The organism is Calothrix sp. NIES-3974 (assembly GCF_002368395.1).
GTDB lineage: Bacteria > Cyanobacteriota > Cyanobacteriia > Cyanobacteriales > Nostocaceae > NIES-3974.
On the sequence record NZ_AP018254.1, the window covers coordinates 2,110,824 to 2,132,906 of the forward strand.

At 42.4% G+C, this 22,083-nt stretch carries 19 protein-coding genes; 12 read left to right on the forward strand and 7 right to left on the reverse strand.

What is annotated here, in order from left to right:
* Positions 1–22 precede the first annotated feature (22 nt).
* The 5 genes from CDC37_RS08205 (at position 23) to CDC37_RS08225 (ending at position 8,472) form a co-directional block, all read left to right on the forward strand.
* The gene (locus tag CDC37_RS08205) at positions 23–4,111 is read left to right on the forward strand and encodes a DNA-directed RNA polymerase subunit beta'' (protein ID WP_096621314.1); all 4,089 of its coding nucleotides are present in this window, start codon (positions 23–25) and stop codon (positions 4,109–4,111) included.
* A 391-nt stretch (positions 4,112–4,502) separates the two neighbouring features.
* The gene (locus tag CDC37_RS08210; RefSeq protein ID WP_096621315.1) at positions 4,503–5,300 is read left to right on the forward strand and encodes a hypothetical protein; all 798 of its coding nucleotides are present in this window, start codon (positions 4,503–4,505) and stop codon (positions 5,298–5,300) included.
* A 233-nt stretch (positions 5,301–5,533) separates the two neighbouring features.
* Positions 5,534–6,349 (forward strand): molybdate ABC transporter substrate-binding protein, encoded by an 816-nt coding sequence (modA, locus tag CDC37_RS08215; protein ID WP_096621316.1) that lies wholly within the window; start codon positions 5,534–5,536, stop codon positions 6,347–6,349.
* Positions 6,349–6,999: a molybdate ABC transporter permease subunit gene (gene modB / locus CDC37_RS08220; RefSeq protein ID WP_096621317.1), complete on the forward strand. Its 651-nt coding sequence runs from the start codon at positions 6,349–6,351 to the stop codon at positions 6,997–6,999. Before modA ends, modB begins: the two co-directional genes overlap by 1 nt.
* 405 nt (positions 7,000–7,404) lie before the next feature.
* Entirely contained in the window at positions 7,405–8,472 is a 1,068-nt protein-coding gene (locus CDC37_RS08225) for a sulfate/molybdate ABC transporter ATP-binding protein (RefSeq protein WP_096621318.1), read from the forward strand.
* Positions 8,473–8,596: 124 nt separating this feature from the next.
* Here CDC37_RS08225 and CDC37_RS24100 read toward each other — a convergent pair whose 3' ends face one another.
* A complete protein-coding gene (locus tag CDC37_RS24100; RefSeq protein ID WP_157780681.1) occupies positions 8,597–8,749 on the reverse strand; it encodes a hypothetical protein in 153 nt (50 codons plus the stop codon).
* 162 nt (positions 8,750–8,911) lie between these two features.
* On the opposite strand from CDC37_RS24100, the gene CDC37_RS08235 reads away from it, so the two are divergent.
* Complete coding sequence (locus CDC37_RS08235) at positions 8,912–10,072, forward strand: MFS transporter (RefSeq protein ID WP_096621319.1); 1,161 nt, start codon at positions 8,912–8,914, stop codon at positions 10,070–10,072.
* A 195-nt stretch (positions 10,073–10,267) separates the two neighbouring features.
* Here CDC37_RS08235 and CDC37_RS08240 read toward each other — a convergent pair whose 3' ends face one another.
* On the reverse strand, positions 10,268–10,450 hold the full coding sequence (locus tag CDC37_RS08240; protein WP_330220836.1) for a Bpu10I family restriction endonuclease: 183 nt from the start codon (positions 10,448–10,450) through the stop codon (positions 10,268–10,270).
* A gap of 479 nt (positions 10,451–10,929) precedes the next feature.
* Between CDC37_RS08240 and CDC37_RS08245 the strand changes: the two genes are divergently transcribed.
* Positions 10,930–11,841, forward strand: coding sequence for a sensor histidine kinase (locus tag CDC37_RS08245; RefSeq protein ID WP_096621320.1), 912 nt, complete (start codon positions 10,930–10,932; stop codon positions 11,839–11,841).
* A 95-nt stretch (positions 11,842–11,936) separates the two neighbouring features.
* Here the strand turns inward: CDC37_RS08245 and CDC37_RS08250 are convergent, their stop codons facing one another.
* From CDC37_RS08250 to CDC37_RS08270, 5 genes are all read right to left on the reverse strand, one after another.
* The gene (locus tag CDC37_RS08250; protein WP_096621321.1) at positions 11,937–12,422 is read right to left on the reverse strand and encodes a GNAT family N-acetyltransferase; all 486 of its coding nucleotides are present in this window, start codon (positions 12,420–12,422) and stop codon (positions 11,937–11,939) included.
* 38 nt (positions 12,423–12,460) lie between these two features.
* A complete protein-coding gene (locus CDC37_RS08255; protein ID WP_096621322.1) occupies positions 12,461–12,841 on the reverse strand; it encodes a hypothetical protein in 381 nt (126 codons plus the stop codon).
* A gap of 296 nt (positions 12,842–13,137) precedes the next feature.
* The gene (gene secF / locus CDC37_RS08260) at positions 13,138–14,091 is read right to left on the reverse strand and encodes a protein translocase subunit SecF (RefSeq protein WP_096621323.1); all 954 of its coding nucleotides are present in this window, start codon (positions 14,089–14,091) and stop codon (positions 13,138–13,140) included.
* Positions 14,088–15,518: a protein translocase subunit SecD gene (secD, locus tag CDC37_RS08265; RefSeq protein ID WP_096621324.1), complete on the reverse strand. Its 1,431-nt coding sequence runs from the start codon at positions 15,516–15,518 to the stop codon at positions 14,088–14,090. Before secD ends, secF begins: the two co-directional genes overlap by 4 nt.
* Before the next feature lie 206 nt (positions 15,519–15,724).
* On the reverse strand, positions 15,725–16,894 hold the full coding sequence (locus CDC37_RS08270; RefSeq protein ID WP_231943313.1) for a CapA family protein: 1,170 nt from the start codon (positions 16,892–16,894) through the stop codon (positions 15,725–15,727).
* Positions 16,895–17,646: 752 nt separating this feature from the next.
* On the opposite strand from CDC37_RS08270, the gene CDC37_RS08275 reads away from it, so the two are divergent.
* The 5 genes from CDC37_RS08275 (at position 17,647) to CDC37_RS08290 (ending at position 22,066) form a co-directional block, all read left to right on the forward strand.
* Complete coding sequence (locus CDC37_RS08275) at positions 17,647–18,216, forward strand: GIY-YIG nuclease family protein (RefSeq protein WP_330220837.1); 570 nt, start codon at positions 17,647–17,649, stop codon at positions 18,214–18,216.
* Positions 18,217–18,477: 261 nt separating this feature from the next.
* On the forward strand, positions 18,478–19,110 hold the full coding sequence (locus CDC37_RS08280) for a DUF2301 domain-containing membrane protein (RefSeq protein ID WP_231943314.1): 633 nt from the start codon (positions 18,478–18,480) through the stop codon (positions 19,108–19,110).
* A gap of 327 nt (positions 19,111–19,437) precedes the next feature.
* Positions 19,438–20,163 carry a 6-phosphogluconolactonase gene (pgl, locus tag CDC37_RS08285; protein ID WP_096621327.1) on the forward strand — a complete coding sequence of 242 codons (726 nt, stop codon included), beginning with the start codon at positions 19,438–19,440 and terminating at the stop codon, positions 20,161–20,163.
* Positions 20,164–20,801: 638 nt separating this feature from the next.
* Entirely contained in the window at positions 20,802–20,984 is a 183-nt protein-coding gene (locus tag CDC37_RS24105) for a hypothetical protein (protein WP_157780682.1), read from the forward strand.
* A gap of 191 nt (positions 20,985–21,175) precedes the next feature.
* Positions 21,176–22,066 carry an FHA domain-containing protein gene (locus CDC37_RS08290; protein WP_096621328.1) on the forward strand — a complete coding sequence of 297 codons (891 nt, stop codon included), beginning with the start codon at positions 21,176–21,178 and terminating at the stop codon, positions 22,064–22,066.
* Positions 22,067–22,083 lie beyond the last annotated feature (17 nt).

Below are 22,083 nucleotides of genomic sequence, written 5' to 3' on the forward strand. Positions count from 1 at the left end.
GTGACTGGGGAAGAAATTAAAAATGACAAACGAAAAAGCAATTTTTCGCAACCGGATTGTTGATAAGGGTCAATTGCGCAATCTCATTTCCTGGGCATTTGTCCATTATGGGACAGCCCGGACTGCGTTGATGGCAGATAAATTAAAAGATTTGGGTTTCCGCTATGCTACGAGGGCAGGGGTTTCCATTAGTGTGGATGATTTGATGGTTCCGCCCTCAAAACGGAGTTTATTGGATGCGGCGGAGGAAGAAATTCGTTCGACAGAGGAACGATATCAACGGGGGGAAATTACGGAAGTAGAACGTTTCCAAAAAGTAATTGATACTTGGAACGGCACATCGGAAGCCCTCAAGGATGAAGTTGTCTCCCACTTTAAGAAAACGAATCCCTTGAACTCAGTGTATATGATGGCGTTTTCCGGTGCAAGGGGAAATATTTCCCAGGTACGACAACTGGTGGGAATGCGGGGATTGATGGCTAACCCCCAAGGACAAATTATTGACTTACCAATTAAAACCAATTTCCGTGAAGGTTTGACGGTTACTGAGTATATTATTTCCTCCTATGGAGCGAGGAAGGGATTGGTGGATACCGCCCTACGGACGGCAGACTCAGGATATTTAACTCGCCGATTGGTGGATGTGTCCCAGGACGTGATTATCCGGGAAGTTGATTGTGGGACAACTCAAGGGATTCCCTTGCGGGCCATGCGTGAGGGTGATAAAACCATGATTAAGCTATCTTCTCGGTTGCTGGGAAGGGTGGTTGCCGTCGATGTCGTTGATCCGAAAACAGGCGAAGTGATTGCTACACGCAATACGCCCATTTCTGACGATTTAGCGAAAAGGATTGAGGATGCGGGGGTCGAAGAAGTAATCGTGCGATCGCCGTTAACCTGTGAAGCCGCTCGCTCGGTTTGTCAACATTGTTACGGTTGGAGCTTGGCCCACGGGAAGATGGTGGACTTGGGCGAAGCAGTGGGAATTATTGCCGCCCAAAGTATTGGGGAACCGGGTACCCAGATGACCATGCGTACTTTCCACACCGGGGGAGTTTTCACCGGGGAAGTAGCTAAACAAGTTCGGGCTGATGTCGGTGGGGTAATTAAGTTTCCCAAGAAACTGCGTACCCGTCCCTTCCGTACCCGTCACGGGGAGGACGCTTTGTACGTGGAAATGAACGGGGTGATTACCTTGGAAGGGAGCGACGGTAAAAGTCGGGAAATCAGCGTCACCCAAGGTTCGACACTTTATATTACCGACGGTAAACAGGTGAAACTGGGACAATTAATCGCTGAGGTTGCCCTGGGAGGACGTACTAGCCGAGTAAATACGGAGAAAGCAGTCAAAGATGTGGTCTCGGATTTGGCTGGAGAGGTGAGATTTGCGGATGTAATTCCGGAACAGAAAACTGACCGCCAAGGTAATACTACAACAACGGCTGCCCGGGGAGGATTAATCTGGATTCTCGGCGGGGAAGTGTATAATTTACCACCTGGTGCTGAGTTAGTTGTCAAAGATGGGGATGAAGTTGCCACCAATGGTGTGTTAGCGGAAACCAAATTAACTAGCCAGCATGGGGGTGTGGTGCGCCTACCGGAGGCGGCTCCCGGTAAGGGTACGCGGGAGATTGAGATTATCACCGCCAGCGTGGTGCTGGATCAGGCGACTGTGACGGTACAGAGTTCCCAAGGACGAAATAGTTATTTGGTGACAACCGCCAATAATCAGGTTTTCAACTTGCTGGCAACTCCAGGAACAAAGGTGCAAAATGGGCAAGTGGTGGCGGAATTAGTTGACGATCATTATCGGACTACAACTGGCGGTTTGCTCAAATTTGCAGGGGTAGAAGTCCAGAAAAAAGGTAAGGCGAAACAGGGTTACGAAGTGGTTAAGGGGGGAACACTGTTGTGGATTCCCGAAGAAACCCACGAAGTTAATAAGGATATTTCCTTGTTGTTAGTGGAAGATGGACAGTATGTCAATGCTGGGGATGAGGTAGTTAAAGATATTTTCTGCCAAAACAGTGGTGTGATCGAAGTCACCCAGAAAAATGATATTCTGCGGGAGGTGGTAATTAAGCCCGGTGAATTGCTGATGGTGGATGACCCCGAAGCCGTGATGCAGCGCCACGAAACCTTTGTCCAACCGGGTGAGGAATTCATGGGTCAAGTAGCGACAGAACTACGCTACATTGAGTACGTAGAATCTCCGGAAGGACCAGCATTATTAAGTCGTCCCGTAGTTGAGTTCCCTGTACCGGACCATCCAGATGTGCCTTCAACGACATCGGTTAGTCAGCAAACAGGGCGTTCAATCCAAATGCGTGCCGTACAACGTACTCCCTATAAGGATTCTGAACGGGTGAAATCTGTGGAAGGGGTAGAATTATTACGGACGCAGTTGGTATTAGAAATTGACCAAGATAACGAACAGGAACATAGTAGCTCACCCCTAGCTGCGGACATCGAATTAATCGAAGATGATAGTAATTCGGAAATTCAGCGTTTGCAATTGGTGATTTTGGAATCCCTAGTAGTTCGCCGCGATATTGCCGCAGACGCAACCCAAGGAAGTACCCAGACAAATTTGGAAGTAGAAGATGGACAAACCATTGCTCCCGGAGAAGTGGTAGCACGTACCCAAATTCTGGCGAAGGAAGGCGGTGTGGTGCGAGGTGTTCAAAAGGGAACGGAAACGGTGCGTCGTTGTCTGATTCTGCGGAAAACTGACATCGCGGAAATTACCGTCAATAGTCAACCGAACTTGAAGCCGGGTGATTTAATTATTGCTGGTACAGAAGTAAGCAAGGGTGTGTATGCCGAAGAGTCAGGACAGGTGATTGGGGTTGAAAATGTTGGTGGAGGAAAGGGAGAAACGGGTTCAGAATTGGCAACCCAAGCCTATCGGGTGACAATTCGCTCTGGACGACCCTATCGTGTTAGCCCTGGGGCAATTTTACAAGTGGAAGATGGAGATTTAGTCCAACGGGGTGATAACTTGGTGTTGCTCGTGTTTGAGCGGGCTAAAACCGGGGATATTATTCAGGGTTTACCTCGAATTGAGGAGTTGTTGGAAGCTCGCAAACCCAAGGAAGCTTGTTTGTTAGCTAAACGGGCTGGGGAAGTTAAACTGGTTTATGGGGATAGTGACGAAGCGATTGGCATTAAAATTGTTGAGGATAATGGCGTTGTTACAGACTATAACCTTGGACCAGGACAAAACTTGGTAGTTTCCGATGGAGAAAGGGTAGAAGCAGGACAAGCTTTAACCGATGGACCTGCAAATCCCCACGAGATTTTGGAATTGTTCTTTAATTTGGGTTCGGAAGATGGAGCCTATGCCTGTGCAAACTATGCATTACAAAAAGTCCAAACTTTCCTGGTGAACGAAGTACAGATGGTGTATCAATCCCAGGGGATTGATGTGGCGGATAAACATATTGAGGTGATTGTTCGCCAGATGACATCGAAGGTGCGTGTGGATGATGGCGGTGATACGACAATGCTACCGGGAGAGTTAGTGGAGTTGCGCCAAATTGAACAGGTTAACGAAGCAATGGCGATTACCGGTGGTGCGAGGGCTGAATATACACCGATGTTGTTGGGTATTACGAAAGCCTCATTGAATACGGATAGCTTTATTTCTGCTGCTTCGTTCCAAGAGACAACTAGGGTGTTAACTGAAGCTGCGATTGAGGGTAAATCTGACTGGTTACGCGGTTTGAAGGAAAACGTGATTATTGGACGTTTGATTCCTGCGGGTACTGGTTTTAATACCTATGAGGAACCGGGGATTGTGGATGATTACACGACTGATATTAATAGTAGTGTGTTGGATGAGGTGGATGATTCGTTAGATATGGTTTTGGATGATCGCACTGCTCGCAGCTACAATCTGGATTCGTCCTTGGGAATGGCTGATGGTACATTTGGAGGGTCTCGTCGTCCGGAACCGTCGATTTTGGATGATGATTTTATGATTCCTTCGGAAATCCGTGATTTGGATGATGACGATAGTTTCATGATGGGAATGGGTCGGGACATGGACGACGAGGATGATATGGATGATATGGATGATGAGGATGATATGGATGATTTTGATGATTAATTAATAAATAATTGGGTGATTAATTAATAGTAGAGACGTAGCGCTGCTACGTCTCTTTTTTTTGCGCTGCTACGTCTCTTTTTTGGGATGACAACATGAATAAGTAGGTGGGTGGTAAGAATTGTCGTTGGGATCAGGGAATAGGGAGAGACGCGTTAGCGTTCAGCTCCTCTGAAAGAGGCTATATCGCGTCTGTACGGGAGTAAGGCTTTGAGCCGAATTATTGGTTACGTTGCGGTTTTATGTTTAATTACACCTACCTACTTATCAAAATAATTTCCTATTAATTGAGAGGTGCATAAAAGAGTGCAAACAAACTTATATAACTGTATAGCCAATACCAAAGGTTATAAAAAATACTTTGACAACTTGACTACAAGGAATTACAGATATGCTTATTTCTGCGAAAAAGTCTTTATTTATAGCGATTGCAATTACTTTATCCCTAACTAGTACAGTCTTGGCTCAAGTTCCTAAACAGGGGAAATTCACTGTTGCCCAAGCATCTAATTTTACTTGTGCCCCGAAGTTGCGTACTTATATTGTCAAATCCTTGAGTACGGGAGAATTTGGTGGTGTGCGCTGTGTGAAATTTAACCCCACAACGTCTGGTTCTAGTATCCCCAGACTAGCATGGTACGGGGAAGGTCGTTGGGGTAGTAATACCTATCGTCATGTCGGACATGGATTTATTCGGGGTTCCAAGATAGTTGGCTATGCTTCTGATATCAATGGTAACGGTGAACATACTAATGCTAATTTTCCAGGGAACTTGAATATCACAATTGTCAACGGATATAAAATTCGAGTCACAGGTGCATGGAATGAAGAATGGAACTACACAGATACTCCTGTTAATTACACTCCTCTTTCTAGACCGACAAAATGTGGTGGTTATTTTGATGAATATCGGGTTTCCGACTTAGCAGGAAGTCGTAACGGTAGGGGTTTGCGTTGCGTTTTGCGAGTTGGTGTTAGAAATACTACTTGGTTTGGTAACGGTGAATGGGAGGGTACTAACTATTCCCATTTAGGTACACTTTCTCCTGGTGGCTATGGAGCTGCTGATATTTGTGCTGCACCTTTTGGTCCTACCTGTAATCATTTTCTTGCAGGTTCTTTAAAACTAACTACTGTTTCCGGTGGATTTAATGTTACTGGAGCTTGGAGTGAGAAGTGGCGAAAGTAACTTGGGGAGGATTCCACCGTGAAAGTTACTAAAAACTAACAATTAAATTATTTCCGAACAAAGATGCAGCTATTAGCTGCGTCTTTTTTTGCTGTTGATGTATTTTTAGTCGATGTCAAACATTTTTGCAGTGTGTTAGTTATACTTGCTACAGAATATGAATTGCAATTTATGTATCAATATCCACTAAGGGTTTTTCCCAGCTTCTACCATCAGTCTCAAATGCAACCACCATGAACATTAAAAGACGTTATTTACTTTTATCCGGGGTCGTAGCGGTTCTCGTTGCATTGTCTGGATTACTGCTGAATCAAGAGACATTTTTAGCTCAAAGTCTATTTGCTCAAAGACCAGTCACCCTCACCGTGTCAGGAGCGGCTGATTTAAACTATGTATTTAGGGAAATTGGTACTTTGTGGGAGAAGGAAACAGGAAATAAAGTTAGATTTAACTTCGGTTCCACTGGACAACTAGCACAACAGATTGAACGGGGAGCACCTGTAGATTTATTTGCCGCAGCGAATAAGTCTTTTATCGAAGACCTTGACAAAAAAGGGTTAATAGTATCCAATACAAAAGCTTTGTATGGACGAGGAAGAATTACTTTGTGGACAAGGGAAGACGGTAAACTCAATCCCAAGAGTATTAGAGATTTAACCAGACCGGAATATAAAAGAATTGCGATCGCGAATCCCGATCATGCACCCTATGGTATTGCAGCGAGGGAAGCATTGCAGTCAGTGGGTATTTGGGATACAGTCAAGCCAAGATTAGTCCTAGGGGAAAATATTCGGCAAACGCAACAATATGCGGAAACTGGTAATGTGGATGTGGCAATTGCAGCTTTATCTTTAAGTATTACCAAACCAGGAAAATGGGAGTTAATTCCGGAGAACTTACATAAACCCATTGACCAAATGTTAGCGGTGGTAAAAAGCAGTAAACATCAGCGACAAGCTCAACACTTTGCTCGGTTTATCAATGGACCCAAAGGTAGACCGTTGATGAAAAAATATGGTTTTGTCTTACCTGGAGAGACAGTGAAATAATGGATTGGTTTCCCTATTTTTTATCGTTGCAAGTAACAGCAATGGCAACGGTATTACTGGTAATAATTGGACTAGGATTGGCAATTTTTTTAGCTCGTGTCCGCTTTCCGGGAGAAATAATTATATCAACTGTCCTGAACCTACCCTTAGTATTACCCCCTAGCGTTGTTGGGTTTTACCTATTGCTAGCTTTAGGTCGGGGAAGTCCTGTACGGGAATGGTTTGGCATCGATATATTATTTACATGGCAAGCAGCTGCGATCGCATCTACAGTAGTGGCTTTACCTTTGATTGTTGAAGCTGCAAGAGCAGCTATTCTCGATGTGAATCCGGAATTAGAAGCAGCAGCACGCACTTTGGGAGATACGGAAATACAGGTGTTATGGAAAGTGACTTTACCTATGGCTCGTTCCGGGATTTTAGCCGGATTTATCCTTGCAGTTGCTAGAGCTTTGGGTGAATTTGGTGCGACGTTAATGGTCGCAGGAAATATTCCCGAACGGACTCAGACTTTACCTTTAGCAATTTACGATGCTGTCCAGAATCAAGAGTATGGTAAAGCCAATTTAATGGTAATAGTAATGACTTTTTGGGCTTTTTTATTACTACTGTGGGTGCGTCGTTTAGAGCAAAGTCGGAAAAAAAGTTAGTAGGAGAATGCAGGAGACAGGAGATGAAGTATTAGGAGAATTTTTTTCTCAGAAGTTGGGTTTTTGTTGTACCAATTGGAAAAAATAATGCGACAAGTGAATTTTGTTAGTTAGTAGAGACGCGATATATCGCGTCTTATACAGAGTATGCGTTGCCAAAATTGTTTTGAATCGCTATTACATGAGTGTGAATACCCCTACAGAGAAGTTAACTAGGACGAATTCAAAGAACCCCTCTCCAAAATGGAGAGGGGTTAGGGTGAGGTTCATCGAACTCATGTCGCATAAATATTACCCTTCCTCAGCAACAGCAGTTCATCGCAAAAATTCGGTCATAATACCGATTCAGAATAGGAGACGCAATATATTGCGTCTCTACATTTCCCTATTCCCTACTCCCTGAAAATGCAACTTTTTGTAGACATTCACAAACCTCTGACTAGCTATCCTCTCGATGTGCAATTTAACCTGGAAGGAAAGGTATTAGGAATACTAGGAGGTTCCGGTTCTGGTAAGAGTATGACTTTACGTTGTATCGCCGGACTGGAAACACCTAAGCGAGGTAGTATTATTCTTAATGGCAGGATTTTATTTGATTCCAAAAAACGGATTAATCTACCAATTCGTTCCCGTCGTGTTGGTATAGTCTTTCAAAATTATGCTCTGTTTCCCCATTTAACTGTTGCGAAAAATATCACCTACGGTTTACGTCATTTATCCCCTACAGAACGTCAACAACGCTTAACAGAACAAATTAGGAAATTACAACTTTCCGGATTAGAAAATCGTTATCCCAATCAACTATCCGGTGGACAACAACAGCGTGTCGCTCTCGCAAGAGCTTTAGCTGTAGAACCAGAAGTATTACTATTAGATGAACCCTTTTCTGCACTAGATACCCACCTGCGTCACCAACTCCAAGAACAACTGATTGAGACGTTGAGTAGTTATCAAGGAGTAACCCTATTTGTCACCCATAACTTGGAAGAAGCTTACGCAGTTTGTGAACAACTATTAATTATCTCCCAAGGACAAGTTATTGCCTACGATGATAAACAATCTATTTTTCAGCGTCCAGCAACTTACACAGTCGCGCAACTGACAGGATGTAAAAACTTCTCCCCAGCTAAAGCAATTTCTTCCAATCAAATAGAAGCAATAAATTGGGGTTGTCGTCTGGAAGTTATCCCACCTATTCCCCCATCATTCACCTATGCGGGAATCCGTGCCCATCACATAAATATTACCACTGACCCCAATCAAGAAAATACCTTTCCTTGCTGGTTAGCTCACACCAGAGAAACACCCCATAGAATGACCCTTTACCTGAAGTTACATCATCCCCCCACCCACTCCAATGATTATCAAATCCAAGCAGAATTATTCAAAGAAAAATGGATAACCATCAAAGACCGTCCTTTCCCCTGGTATGTCAAATTTAATCCACAGAGTTTATTTTTAATGCAACCATAACCCCTATTTCTTATAAATCCTGAACAATTTTAGGGAGTAGGGAGTAGGGATTAGAAAGGAAAGTTATCAATTACTCGCAAGAAATCAAGGATAATTAGGATAACACTATGTTTATGAAGTCCAATCACAAACACTTGTTGACAGGGATTACTTTGTTTGCCGTCACCTGAGTAATTACCATACTGACAGCCATCAATATATCCCCCACCCTAGCACAACAACAGGTATCCCTGACAATTTCATCTGCGATCGCTCTCTCCGAACCCCTGGAAGACATCAAAAAACTCTATCAACGTCAACAACCCAATGTGAAACTTATCTACAATTTAGGTGCTTACGTGCAATTTTTGTTCAGCAACCAAGCCAAAAATTTGTTCACCAAGTACGGATTTCGTATGGCTTCATAAATCTTAAAAAACTATCTCAATAAATCAAAATTATGGCACAGGGTAAATCAAAGTCCGCTTTGAAATTCGTTGTGATACTAGGTATAGTCAGTCTCTGTGCTGATGCGACCTATGAGGGTGCGCGAAGTATTACAGGTGCTTATTTAGGGGTTTTAGGTGCGAGTGGATTTGTTGTCGGACTAGTCGCAGGTTTAGGAGAATTAATCGGCTATTGTTTCCGTCTGTTTATTGGTTATTTGAGTGACAAAACTCGTAAATATTGGCGGATTACTACTATTGGCTATGCTTTGAATACTACAGTTGTTCCTATGCTAGCCTTAGCGGGGACTTGGCAAATTGCAGCTTTATTGATGCTGGGTGAACGCACTGGTAAAGCTATCCGTACTCCACCCAGGGACGTGTTACTATCTCACGCTGCTTTGAGATTGGGAGGGGGGTTTGGATTTGGATTGCATGAAACACTTGACCAAATCGGTGCTGTTGCTGGTCCATTAGCTGTCGCGACGATGGTTTCCTTTACTGGTGGGTATCAAAGTGGTTTCGCGATTCTGCTGATACCTGCGGTGGTGGGAATGGTGGTTTTGCTGTTTGGACAGAGAATTTATCCCAATCCCCGTGATTTTGAACATCACACAGCTCCTCTAGATTCCCAGGGATTACCTCGTAAATTCTGGATTTATTTGGGTGCTGTAGCATTTATGGCTGCTGGTTTTGCGGATTTTCCCTTAATTGCCTATTATTTTCAAACTCAAGCGATCGCCACAGGTAACACAATCCCCCTACTATACGCTTTGGCAATGGGTGTGGATGGCATCGCTGCTTTGATATTTGGACGGTTGTTTGACCGCTTTGGGATATCGATTTTAATTGTTGCTGTTGTTTTATCTTCCCTGTTTGCTCCCTTGGTATTTTTTGGCACACTCAATTTAGCCGTATTGGGGATTGTATTATGGGGTATAGGGATGGGAGCGCAGGAATCTATTTTAAAAGCAGCAGTCGCAGCAATGATTCCCCCAGAAAAGCGTGGTTCTGCTTTTGGTATATTTAATACTGGTTATGGTCTATCGTGGTTTTTAGGTAGTGCTTTGATGGGGGTTTTTTATGATAGTTCGATGAATATTCTGATTATTTTTTCCATCCTAGTTCAACTTGCGGCTGTACCGATTTTATTATTTGTAACTAGGGATAGATGAATTAAATAATTAACAATTCGTAATTAAGAATTATTTTATCGACACTTTACTCCCGCACACCGGACATATACCACGTTTAAAATTTGAGCGTACTGCGATTCCACATGACTGACATTCTCCAAATTGGCAAAATCTCTAATTTGGAACAAGAAGAGTTGGAATTCCCGCAAATAGTTAAACTTTACCTATAACCCCTCAGAAATGACCTTGGCTGAGAACATTCTCCATTGATGGACTTGTATCGTCAATTAAAGCTTGGATTTTATTAATCATCCTCTGGAAGACATCAGGGTAGTATTTAGCAGCATCTAAAAAATCTACATATGCTTGTCTATGTCGCCTTCTTTCCTTGGGAAGCAAAAATACTAGCGATCGCAAAATTCAAACTAATTATTTAAACTAATTATTTACAGTACAGATACTTAGGTTGTAGATAGCAATAAATATCACCTCTTCGCTTCCGTATTATTTCAATCATTCAAGTGCAAGCAGAAGTGAGATTCTTTCTACTAGTTCTAAACTACGCTATATCACTAGGTATGAATAAATGATTTAGTTGCACTGACATTTACACTGTGCCTATATTAACAGAGGGTGTATTGATGTCGAGATGGTAATATTTGTGCTTACCTAGAACAAGTCATCAGTTTAAGACTGGTAAGTCAGATGGTGTGATGACTTTATTTGCTGTATTTATGTCCCCATCGGTGTGACTTGCGATATGCCTTGGGCATTCAGCTTTGCTTATCGTAAGTCATACCAATGGATCAATGCAAGTGATATCATTTAACATCCTGATGATAGATGTATGTTGTAATTTTATCTATTAATACTTAATTGAGTACGTTGTAATTATTATGTTTGATACGAGTAACTGGATTTATTTAGCAGCTAGTTTTGGTTTGGGTTTTGGTATCCGTGGACTCATCCACAGGGTTGCAAAAGTGAATCGGGAAAAATCGCCAGTTACCTCAGTTGGGGAATCTCAGGAACAAGAAAAACAAGACTTAGAGAAACAATTACTACAGACCCATTTAGCCTATCAAATGGTTCAGGAAATGGGTGCATTTAAAGCTGGTTTTTTAGCTCGGACTACCCATGCACTGCGATCGCCTTTAAATGGATTGATTGGGTTGCATCAATTAATACTATCCGACCTGTGTGAAAATCCAGAAGAAGAGCGGGAATTTATACAGCAAGCCTTGGAACGAGCCTTAAAATTACTCAAGTTAATTGATGAAATTTTGAATGTTGCACGTCTGCAAGCGGGAACAAACAGATTGAATATCCAGCCATTTTCAGTGATAGATGTTCTCAAGGAAACCCATAACTTAACCGCAATTCTCGCGGAAAATAGAAGTTATAAATATGATATTACGTTTCCCCAAGAGGATGTTCATGCTTTAGTTGACCCCTATTGGTTGCGATACACATTGGTGAGTTTGGTGGAAACTGCAATCGCGGGGATGGAGGAGGGAGGTATTTCTCTTCATACCCAAGTTTGTCATCGCCAAAAATCGTATATCCTACAAATTTGTTTAGATGTACCATCCCATGCTTTGCCACCGCAAGAATCAATCGACCTCGCAACGGCTGAAACCCTAACGACAATAGATACAAACTCTAATCAACCAAATATGTCACCGGGAATGAAAATAGTTCTCACCCAAAATATCCTAGAGGTGATGGGTGGTAAATTAGATATCTATGCCCACCCAGAGCAACCAGACATCACCCGTGTGTTGATATCTGTACCAGCAAGTCAATGAATGAATTATGTATCCTATACCAATTTAAAAACGTGACAAATTAATGAACCATGTAGAGACGTAATATATTACATCTCTACATAAAAATATATTTTTTACCTTTGACTTTTGCTACTAGCTATTTCCTCCAACTCCATAATTTCTGGGTTCGACAGTGAAGATAAATTTTCCCGATTATAGAGAACCATTGTCGTGGTCGAGTTAGACTGAAAACCGATTTTTTCGTAGAATTGGGCGTGATGAGTAGTCATCAAATATACTCGCTCGACACGACACATGTGGGGATGACTGATTACGGTTTCCACAAGTTTACTACCCAGACCAATGCGACGATATTCAGGGTGAACAACCACATCCCAAATGGTAGCTCGATAAATACCGTCAGAAGTAGCGCGAGCGAAACCGATGAGACGGGAATCGTGCCAAACTGTGATTACGGGTTCGCTATGTTGGATGGCAGTACGCAAATCTTCGACTGTTCGGTCTTTTGCCCAAAAAGCAGCCAAATCGAACAACTGTTGTAATTGCACCAAATCGATATCAGACTTGCGATCGCTAAATTGGATATAAGTTTCTTTCATCTCTACGATACCAGAATACACTCATCTTAGATTAAAGATTATCCACAAATCCACTTCCACAAGGGATGGCTAGAACCTTGATTCCGAATACGCATCACTTGCTGTTCCAAACGTTTTTGCTCCTGTTCCGGTAAACCCCAAATAATATTTCTACTTTGCCATATTAAAACCGCCATAGTCATCCCAATACACAATGATAATCCCAATGTTGCCAAGGGACGAAAATATAAAGCATAACGTACCGCAGTCCAGGTAAAATGTTCTCGCCACAGTTGAATATCAGTGCGTAAATCCCAGATTGCCAATGGTGCAACCACCAACCACAACACCAAAACAAATAACCACCGAAAATAAACAGTCAGACGGTGGAGTCGTTGAACTTGATTGGCAAAAGTAGAATTATCTCCGGGTTTTTCCATGACAATACTTGAATAACAAAGAAGAGGGAACACAGGATCGGACTGTAACATTAGACTTGAGTAAGTAGAAGATGCTCCCGCCAATTCTTTTAAATTAAATCCTATTTATACATCATGGGGACGCTCCACTTCTTCTTTGTTTGCCATACTCCTATATTCTGACTCTATACCCAATACAGGTTTCGGGAGACGCGATATATCGCGTCTCTACAATCTACAATTATTAGGGGTTGATGAATTTTCTTATCCTAACCGTATTGACTCTACACCTACTCCCCCCTTCCGATGGATCGTTTCTACTCACTACTTCCGACTCCTTCCATTTTGACGCTGGAATGACGTTCTCGCCACCAAGCAAGTAGGGTACTAGCAATAAATATACTGGAATAGGCTCCAACGACAAAGCCGATAATTAGAGCCAGGGCAAAGTATTTTAAAGTTTCACCACCAAACAGAAAAATTGCCACCAAGCTGAGAATGGTGGTTAGGGTTGTATTAATCGAACGTCCCAGGGTTTGATTAACAGCATCATCAACAATGTCCGTAATTGCACGATTCGGTTCTTGCTTCAGGGTTTCCCGGATGCGGTCATAAATAACTACAGTATCATTTACAGAAAACCCAGTAATCGTCAGTAATGCCACTACAAATAAACTGTCCACCTCCGTTGCTAGGGGAGATAAACCGAGAATCGCAAAAATCCCCACCGTCACCAAAACATCGTGGAAAGTAGCTAGTACCGCAAAGATGGCATAATCTAGCTGAAAACGAAAGGCTAAGTAACCAATAATACCCAGAAAAGATACAGTCAGGGCAATCATCCCCGAATTAAATAATTCCCTTCCCAGGGTCGGACCCACCGAATCAATTTGATTTTTTTGGGGGTCAAAAGCACCGACTTTTGCCGATAATGCAGTTTGGAGTTGGGTGCGAGCATCAGTACTTAAATCCCGTGTCCGAATCGAAATCCCATTTTCGCCGACGATTTGAATACTGCTACCCTCCAAACCCTGACTTTTGGCAACTTCCCGTACCACATTAATATCAATCGGTTGGTCGCAGTTAACTGGTTGACTGCAATCCCGTTCAAATTGTAGACGCGTACCCCCGACAAAATCCAAACTCGGACGCAGAGGTGCGCGGATAGTAGGGTTTTGCCAAGAAATAAACATGGCCACAATACCGATGAGAATTACCCCAAGGGATATACTCCACCAGAGACCACGGGATTTATTGACACTAATTTTCACGATTGCGCCTCCGTCCGATCGATTATTTGTTGTTGGGGGGTATAGAACTCAATTTTACGCAGCGACGGTATCGATGCGGCGACAAACATGAGTGTACGGCTACAGGTAATCGCAGTAAACATACTTACCCCAATCCCCACCGCTAAGGTTAGAGCAAACCCTTTGACGAGTCCAGAACCCAACCAAAATAGGGCTGCACAAGCAATCCAAGTGGTGACATTGCCATCGAGAATACTAGAAAAAGCGCGGTAAAAGCCCGATTCGACCGAACGGTAAAGAGTTTTACCAGCCCTTAATTCCTCCCGTGTTCGTTCAAAAATCAAAACATTGGCATCCACAGCCATACCGATACTGAGGATAAATCCTGCAATACCGGGAAGGGTAATTGTGACACCCAAAAGAGCAAAACTAGCCCAACTTAATAGGGCATAGATAATTAGGGAAATATCGGCGATTAAACCCGGTAAACGGTAGTAAACCACCATAAATACCAACACCAGAATTAAACCACCAATTCCAGCATATAAACTGCTTTGAATACTATCCTTACCCAAGGTTGCACCTACGGTACGACGTTCGGCAATTTCCACGGGTACAGGAAGGGAACCACCCCGTAATTGTACCCCTAAATCTTGGGCACTTTGGGCATCAAAATTACCCGTAATTACCGCCGAACCACCGGTAATTCCCGTTGCAGCGTGTTCCACACCCACCACCGGGGAACTAATTAATTCATTGTCTAGGAAAATACCAATACTGCGATTTGTTCCTGCTAATTCCTTGGTAATCTTGGCAAACAAATCACCACCTTCCTGGTTAAAGCGGATGGCTACATTCCAAGCAGTTCCCGCAGTTGGTTCCCCATAGGCATCTACTAGAAACTTACCAGTTAAAGGGGGATTTGTGCTACTAAATAACTTAGCGATCGCCTGATTATTTTTTTCGATTTCCGCTTTATTTTTGGCGATCGCCTCTGCATCCTGCTTCCCATTCTCAGCGCTTAATAATAAAGCGCGTTGAGCATTTAATTGCAAACGCAGTTGATTTAGGGCTATAAATTCCCCTTCCGTACCGGGATTTTGTTGGCGAAACTCCAACTGAGCAGTTCCCCCCAATACCCGTTCTGCTTGTTCCGGGTCATTGACCCCAGGTAACTGCACCAAAATTTTATCAGTACCTACGGTTTGAATGACAGGTTCGGACACACCTAATCCATTTACCCGTCCTTCCACCACCCGTTTCACGGCTTCTAATTCACGTTCTGTAATAGTTTTAATACCAGTTTCTGGGGAAGGTTTGACCTGAATCGTCAACTGGGAACCCCCCCGTAAATCTAATCCTAAAGGTACAGGAATTGTGGCAATCACCGCAATCGCGGCAATCACCACCACTAAAATTAATCCTAAAAGCGATCGCTGTCTTTGCATACCATAACTCGCTGCGACAAACGCTATAATAACGCGCTTTGCATCATAATTGGGTCTTTATTCTAGTATGCAGGATACGGTCAGCAGAATACAGGATACGGTCAGCAGAATACAGGACACAAAAGGGAAAATTTAATGATTTGTATACAAACTCCCAAATATCTAGTAGTTAAAGTTTGTTTGTAGTTGGGGTTTAGCCCTTTATCCTATCTCCCGCTCCCTCTAGTCAACCTAATTTCGCCTTTTTGCTGAATCACAATCGGGGTTTGGGGAAAGTCGGTTTTGGTTAAATTACGCACTAAACTAATGGTCTGTCCAGAATTATCAACCAGGGGAATTCCTTGACGGTTTAATTGTATGGGAATAATTCGACCTTCCACAAAATCTCCGTCCTGGTTAATTTTTGCTTCTAAAATTAAAGATTTACCTTTGGCTCCTGTTGTTGAAAATGTTCGATATCCCAGGAAATTTCCCAAGGAATAGGCAATTAATTTATTTTTATACACTTCCATTGCTCGCGGTACATGGGGGCCATGTCCTAATACTAAGTCTGCACCTGCATCTACCATTGCTCTGGCAAATTGTCGGGAATTGCCCCGATTTTCCCCATAAAACATTTCCGTTTGATTTTTCACACGTAAAGCATTATTTCCTTCTGCTCCCACATGCATGGAAACAATCACAATATCAGCATTTTGTTTGGCTGTTTGCACTAACTTTTGACCTGCCGAAATATTTTGTACAGTATTACAATATTCATAAAAACAAAATCCAATCCAGGCTACAGGTACTCCTTTGACTTGAGTATAGGTAATTTGATTTTTTTCTCCAACTGGTGCAATACCTACGCTTTTTAAACTAGCAACGGTATCTTGAAATCCTTTGAGACCAAAATCAAATGAATGGTTATTAGCCACACTCATGACATGAAAACCGACCTGAGCGAATAATTTGCTATAGCTGGGTGGAGAACGAAAGGCAAATACCATCCCCCGACCAACATTTTTGCTACTGTGGGGATGATTTGTTAAAGTACTTTCGTAGTTACCAAATAACACATCTGCTCCCTGAAGTTTTTGACGAACAGCTTGGGGAAAAAGAATATCTGGGTTTTTTGGTAAACGATAATCTGGAAAGTTTGTACCAGCAACAATATCACCCACAGCTTTAATACTAATTGTGGTTTTTATTTTTTCTGGTTTGGGTAAATCGGGTTCTGGTTGAGTTTCGATAGAGTCTTGATTACTGGGAGATTGATTCGGAATATTGGCAAATAATCCCTGGTTCAAAGCGAAAACTAAACCGACAATTGGTAATATCACAATTGATATTCCTACCATATTCGCAAAATAGCGTTGATAATAGGACTTATTCATATTTATAAATATATTAATAATGATGTTTGTTATCTACTGAAATATTCAATGAGCAGATAAATAATTCCTGAAATTTGCTATATTTATTAGAACTTACGCAATATGTGACTGCAAAAGTCATGATGAAGTAGGAGTAATTCAAGAATTATCACTACTTTCATTTACTTTTACTTTGACATCAATCCTATTAAATACAAATAATTACAGGCACTATCTATCTACTCTCTTCTCTAGAAAAGATAATTATCGAAGCGCGATTACCCTTTAGGACTTACACAAGTGTCACAATAATTCTGATTTTTCGTTTGTAGTCAGCGCTATACACACTGACTTTGAGGACTTTAGTCTTCACTACAAACTTAAAATAATTAGTTACGTAAGTCCTGACCCTATGTTTTTACCTATTCTTAGAAGCTAATTACGAATCTGTCTTTCAAATCAAAGATATCATTTTTTGATACCAGTGACCTGAGTGCTAATACGCAAAAAACTATTTTATTTTGTATCATCAATTCGACTTAAATTAAGTTAAATCAACTTGATCAGAAAATACTATTTTTATCCGGACAAAAGTATTTAGTTATACATTTAATTCCCCTTTTATTATTTTCGTAAGAATAAATATACAGAAATAGCAGTTCCCTCTCCGGAATAAATGTCAAAGAAAAAGTATAAAGAAATACGATGTTACTATTTCAATTTGTAACTAATGGATGTTAGGATTCCCTGGTTGTATAGTTGGGAGTCAAAAATTGGAAAAAAATCAACAACTGGATTTGTTCTCACCGACACTTGTCAGTTCCAGTGTTGTCCAGCAAGAACCAGTGTTGTTGATGGATGAAAAGACTTTGAAAAAATGGAAGTCAAAAATTGCCATCTATCAACAACGGGTAAGAACAAAAGAACCAGTCAAGCAGAATACCCTATTTTCAGTTACTCAATCCCACGTTGATCCGGACGTGATTGATCCATTTACCCTACCAGTATCACCCCTATCCTTTTATCGTTTACCAACGGAAACAGCAGGACAATCATGTTTGTACTTTATAGTCGATCATCAAAACGACCTATTGTTATACGTGGGAGAAACCTGCAAATCTAACCAGCGTTGGAGGGGGGTACATGACTGTAAGCGGTATATTGAGAAGTACTTAGATTTACACTATCGTTATCAACTTAAAACCGCAGTCAACATCAGCTTTTGGTGGGATGCACCGACAAAAACGCGATCGCGTCAACAATTAGAGCTAGCATTAATCCAGAAATGGAAGTCTCCCTTCAACAAAGAAAATTGGCGACAATGGGGACAACCGTTTGGGTGATTGGGATTTTAGATTTTGGATTTTGGATTTTGGATTTTGGATTACCCTAGCCTACGGTGTGTCCCATAGATAAACTCGGAGAACGGAAAGCCTCTGCACGTCTAGGGATTTTGGATTACCCTAGCTTGCTGTGTGTCCCATAGACAAATCGGAGAACGGAAAGCCTCTGCACGTCTAGGGATTTTGGAAAAATACTCACACCCTTGAGTAGAAAAAAATAATTTCTCCTGTCTCCTGTATTCTTTCTTCATGAATTGCAGTATGTCTGAAATTTATCAAGGTCAATTTGGAGAATTTACGATTACCCAGAGCGATCGCAATGGTGTAATTGTCTATCGTGCAGCTTTGTTAGTGGCTGCGATCTGCTTCGCTGTTGGTAGTGGTTTGGTATTAATTTGGCCCCATCCCATTGTTTACAAATCTTTAACTTGGTTATTCTTTGGTTTTAGCGCAGCGTTAGGTGTGAGTCTGTTAACGATTCACATTTATATGGTGCAATTGCATCGGGTATTACAGCTATTTTGGTTAATAGGTGTAGTTGCAGGTTTAGCCTTAAACATTAGTCAACCCACACCATTAGCAGTGACAGTTTACAATCAACCGCAAACCATTTTCGGGGTGGGATTTATTTTTGCTGCTTTAACAGGAATTTATTTTAAGGAAGCATTTTGTTTCCATCGCCTAGAAACAAAGGTATTAACAATTACCACACCCTTGTTATTACTTGGTCACTTGCTGGGAATATTACCCTTAAGTTGGGAGCGTGGATTATTGGCAACTTGGGCTGTATTATTCTTGGTATTTGCCCTACGTAAAGCTTTTCAAGCCATTCCTCCGGACATCGGAGATAAATCCGTATTTGCTTATTTACGGGGAGTAGGGAGTAGGGAGTGAGGGAAGATGAAATGGGGTAGTGGAAAATTACGTATAAATTTCTGCGTCCTGTCTTCTGTCTCCTCCATTCCTCAAGGAAGTTTATCAATAACTTCTAGGGAGTAGGAAGTAGGGAGTGAGGGGAGATGAGATGGGGTAGTGGAAAAGTTGGTACAGGTACAAATTTCTGCGTCCTGTCTCCTGTCTTCCCTATTCCTCAAGGAAGTTTATCAATAACTTCTGAGTAATTTGGGGAGAAAACTGTTAAAAGTTTCAGAAGCACACCGACGGATGTCGATAATTTCGATATGGTAATTCACAGAAGTTGGCGCTGTGAATGGGAATTTTATGAATAAACATATCGAAGTCTTGACCGATACGGATAGTTTAATCGCTCGTGCGCAAGAATTGATTTTAAAGAAGTTGGAAGCAGCTATTCAGATGAGGGGACGTTTTACGATGGCTTTAGCAGGTGGTAGTACACCCAAGCCATTGTATGAATCTTTAGCTGCTGGTAATCTTCCTTGGGATAAGATTCATGTGTTTTGGGGGGATGAGCGCTATGTTCCACCAGACCATCCAGACAGCAACGAACGGATGGCTAGGTTAGCGTGGTTGGATCGGGTGGATATTCCAGCGACAAATATTCACCCGATTCCCACAGGTGAAGGGAATCCTGCGGTTTCTGCCTTGAAATATGAACAGCATTTACAGCAGTTTTTTCAAGCGGCTCCGGGGGTATTTCCCGCACTAGATGTGATATTGTTGGGCATGGGAGATGATGGCCATACCGCGTCCCTATTTCCCCATACAGACGCATTAAAAGTACGCGATCGCCTAATTACGGTTGGTAATAAAGACGGCCAACCACGTATTACTTTTACTTATCCATTTATCAATGCAGCTCGCTGCGTTATGTTTTTAGTGGCTGGTGCTAATAAGCGGATGGCTTTGGGACAAGTATTTGCTGAATCAAGCGATAGTGAGCAATATCCATCGCGTTTGATTCAACCTCATGGCGAATTATGGTGGTTGCTCGATGCTGCTGCTGGAAGTGAATTAGAACAAAAATAATCCCACAGCCAGCTTTTGATTTGCTCACTGTTAGGTAAGTCGAAGTGCATTCTCACAAGTAAGTTGTAAGCCTTGAGTAACGGATTTATTTTCCTTCTACACCCTACGGGTACGCGCAGCGTTGTCGTAGACTAGATGCGTAGCGTCTACACCACTCCCTGTACAGACTACCTGACGGGTCGTCTCTACGGACTATTCCCTGTGAGTTTTAGGGTTTTGTGAGAAATGCGGGTTGGTACTTAAAAGTTAACTGTGTAGCTCAAAAATAAAGGCTGACAAATAAACAAATTGAGTCAGTGTGTACTTCCCACAGCAATCTGATTGGACTTTTGAAACCAAGGTTATGACTTTGAGGATACCTGTTGGTTTCTGATCAAAAGCTCAGTTTGGGAACTTTCAAACTATAGCTAACCTTTTGGGATTTTCAAGGACTCTGCTGTTGGTGTAAGCCTTCTATATCAGAAGTTAACCCGTATTTGTGGTGAGTAAGTGATAAGCGTTGAGTAACGGATTGATTGTCCTTATACTCCCCGTACAGAAGCGACATGTCGTGTCTCTAACCTACTCTCTATTTCCTGGGAGTTTTAGGGATTTACGAGAAATCCGGGTTAAGTCCCACTGCGTGCGGCTTTGGAAGTGTGAAATATTTGCTGTATCAGCGTTTCCGCATTCCAGAGGTGGCAACCACTGTTCAAATTGGTAGAAGTAGTTTTAGTTTCCTGTTGTCAGCACCAATTGCTCGCAACCATCGTCAAACCAAGGGCTTAATCTTGATTAAGTTGCTTTCCATGCCTAGAGTAGTTGCTAAAATCGGAAGCTAAAGTCAGACCAATTTGAAACATAAATCGGGAGTAACTGGTGGATTCACGAAATCCATAACCCCGATGGTGTAATTCAAATACGGAGAAGAAACCTTCACCTAAGCTAGAGTAATCTCAAACTCAAATGGTATAAATTCTCAAATTTTGAACCAGAAAATTTTTTACTACGAACTAGAAAAAAGGCTAAACTCATGATCGTCTGCCCTAACTGTAATCACCCTAACCCAGATGGTGCGGTTCAGTGTGAAGCGTGCTACACACCATTACCCGCAACAGTCACCTGTCCTAGCTGTGGCGCAACTGTCCAGGCAGATGCGTCATTTTGCGGACAGTGTGGTTATAATTTACGCTCTGCTGCTGCTGCTCCCCCAACAATTGCCCCAGATATTCCAGTACCACCTACGGTTGCCCCCGATCCCCTACCCCCAGCCCAACCAGTTGTCGTCACTGCCCCCATTTCCCCCCCTGAACCTTTACCTGCGACGGTTGTGTCTGCTCCGGCTCCAGTTTCGATGCCTGCACCGGAAGTTCCCCCTGCACCGGTAGTAGAAGCTCCAGCCCCTGCACCCGTAGCAGAAGCCCCTGTACCTGCACCGGTAGTAGAAGCTCCAGCCCCTGCCCCTGTGCCAACACCAATACCAGTAGAGATGGAAGCACCCGCACCGGAGCCAATACCAGTGGAGATGGAAGCACCCGCACCCGAACCCGTAGCAACAGTTCCGGCTCCACCTCCATCCATGACACAATTGCAACAGGTGACAGCAGGTTTAATCCATGTACAAAGTGACCAACAGATAGAGTTACCACAGAATCTATCGGTGATTCATATCGGTAAACCGAATGACCGTATTCCTCCTGATATTGATGTATCTGGTTTTGCTAATTCGGAAATCGTATCACGGATTCATGCTGATATTCGGGCTGAAGGTGACGCATACTATATAGAAGACGTTGGTAGTTCCAATGGAACATATATCAATAATTTGCCCTTACTACCAGGAAATCGTCATCGGTTGCGAGCAGGTGATCGCATTAGTCTCGGAAAGGGTGATTTAGTCACTTTTATCTTTCAAATGTCTTAAGATATCGTTAAATGGTT

What these genes read in the sequence shown, in the direction of transcription:
- CDC37_RS08205 (WP_096621314.1), top strand. Translation starts at nt 23, where the DNA reads ATGACAAACGAAAAAGCAATTTTTCGCAACCGGATTGTTGATAAGGGT.
- CDC37_RS08210 (WP_096621315.1), top strand. Translation starts at nt 4,503, where the DNA reads ATGCTTATTTCTGCGAAAAAGTCTTTATTTATAGCGATTGCAATTACT.
- modA (WP_096621316.1), top strand. Translation starts at nt 5,534, where the DNA reads ATGAACATTAAAAGACGTTATTTACTTTTATCCGGGGTCGTAGCGGTT.
- modB (WP_096621317.1), top strand. Translation starts at nt 6,349, where the DNA reads ATGGATTGGTTTCCCTATTTTTTATCGTTGCAAGTAACAGCAATGGCA.
- CDC37_RS08225 (WP_096621318.1), top strand. Translation starts at nt 7,405, where the DNA reads ATGCAACTTTTTGTAGACATTCACAAACCTCTGACTAGCTATCCTCTC.
- CDC37_RS24100 (WP_157780681.1), bottom strand. Translation starts at nt 8,749, where the DNA reads ATGTCTTCCAGGGGTTCGGAGAGAGCGATCGCAGATGAAATTGTCAGG.
- CDC37_RS08235 (WP_096621319.1), top strand. Translation starts at nt 8,912, where the DNA reads ATGGCACAGGGTAAATCAAAGTCCGCTTTGAAATTCGTTGTGATACTA.
- CDC37_RS08245 (WP_096621320.1), top strand. Translation starts at nt 10,930, where the DNA reads ATGTTTGATACGAGTAACTGGATTTATTTAGCAGCTAGTTTTGGTTTG.
- CDC37_RS08250 (WP_096621321.1), bottom strand. Translation starts at nt 12,422, where the DNA reads ATGAAAGAAACTTATATCCAATTTAGCGATCGCAAGTCTGATATCGAT.
- CDC37_RS08255 (WP_096621322.1), bottom strand. Translation starts at nt 12,841, where the DNA reads ATGGAAAAACCCGGAGATAATTCTACTTTTGCCAATCAAGTTCAACGA.
- secD (WP_096621324.1), bottom strand. Translation starts at nt 15,518, where the DNA reads ATGCAAAGACAGCGATCGCTTTTAGGATTAATTTTAGTGGTGGTGATT.
- CDC37_RS08270 (WP_231943313.1), bottom strand. Translation starts at nt 16,894, where the DNA reads ATGAATAAGTCCTATTATCAACGCTATTTTGCGAATATGGTAGGAATA.
- CDC37_RS08280 (WP_231943314.1), top strand. Translation starts at nt 18,478, where the DNA reads ATGTCTGAAATTTATCAAGGTCAATTTGGAGAATTTACGATTACCCAG.
- pgl (WP_096621327.1), top strand. Translation starts at nt 19,438, where the DNA reads ATGAATAAACATATCGAAGTCTTGACCGATACGGATAGTTTAATCGCT.
- CDC37_RS08290 (WP_096621328.1), top strand. Translation starts at nt 21,176, where the DNA reads ATGATCGTCTGCCCTAACTGTAATCACCCTAACCCAGATGGTGCGGTT.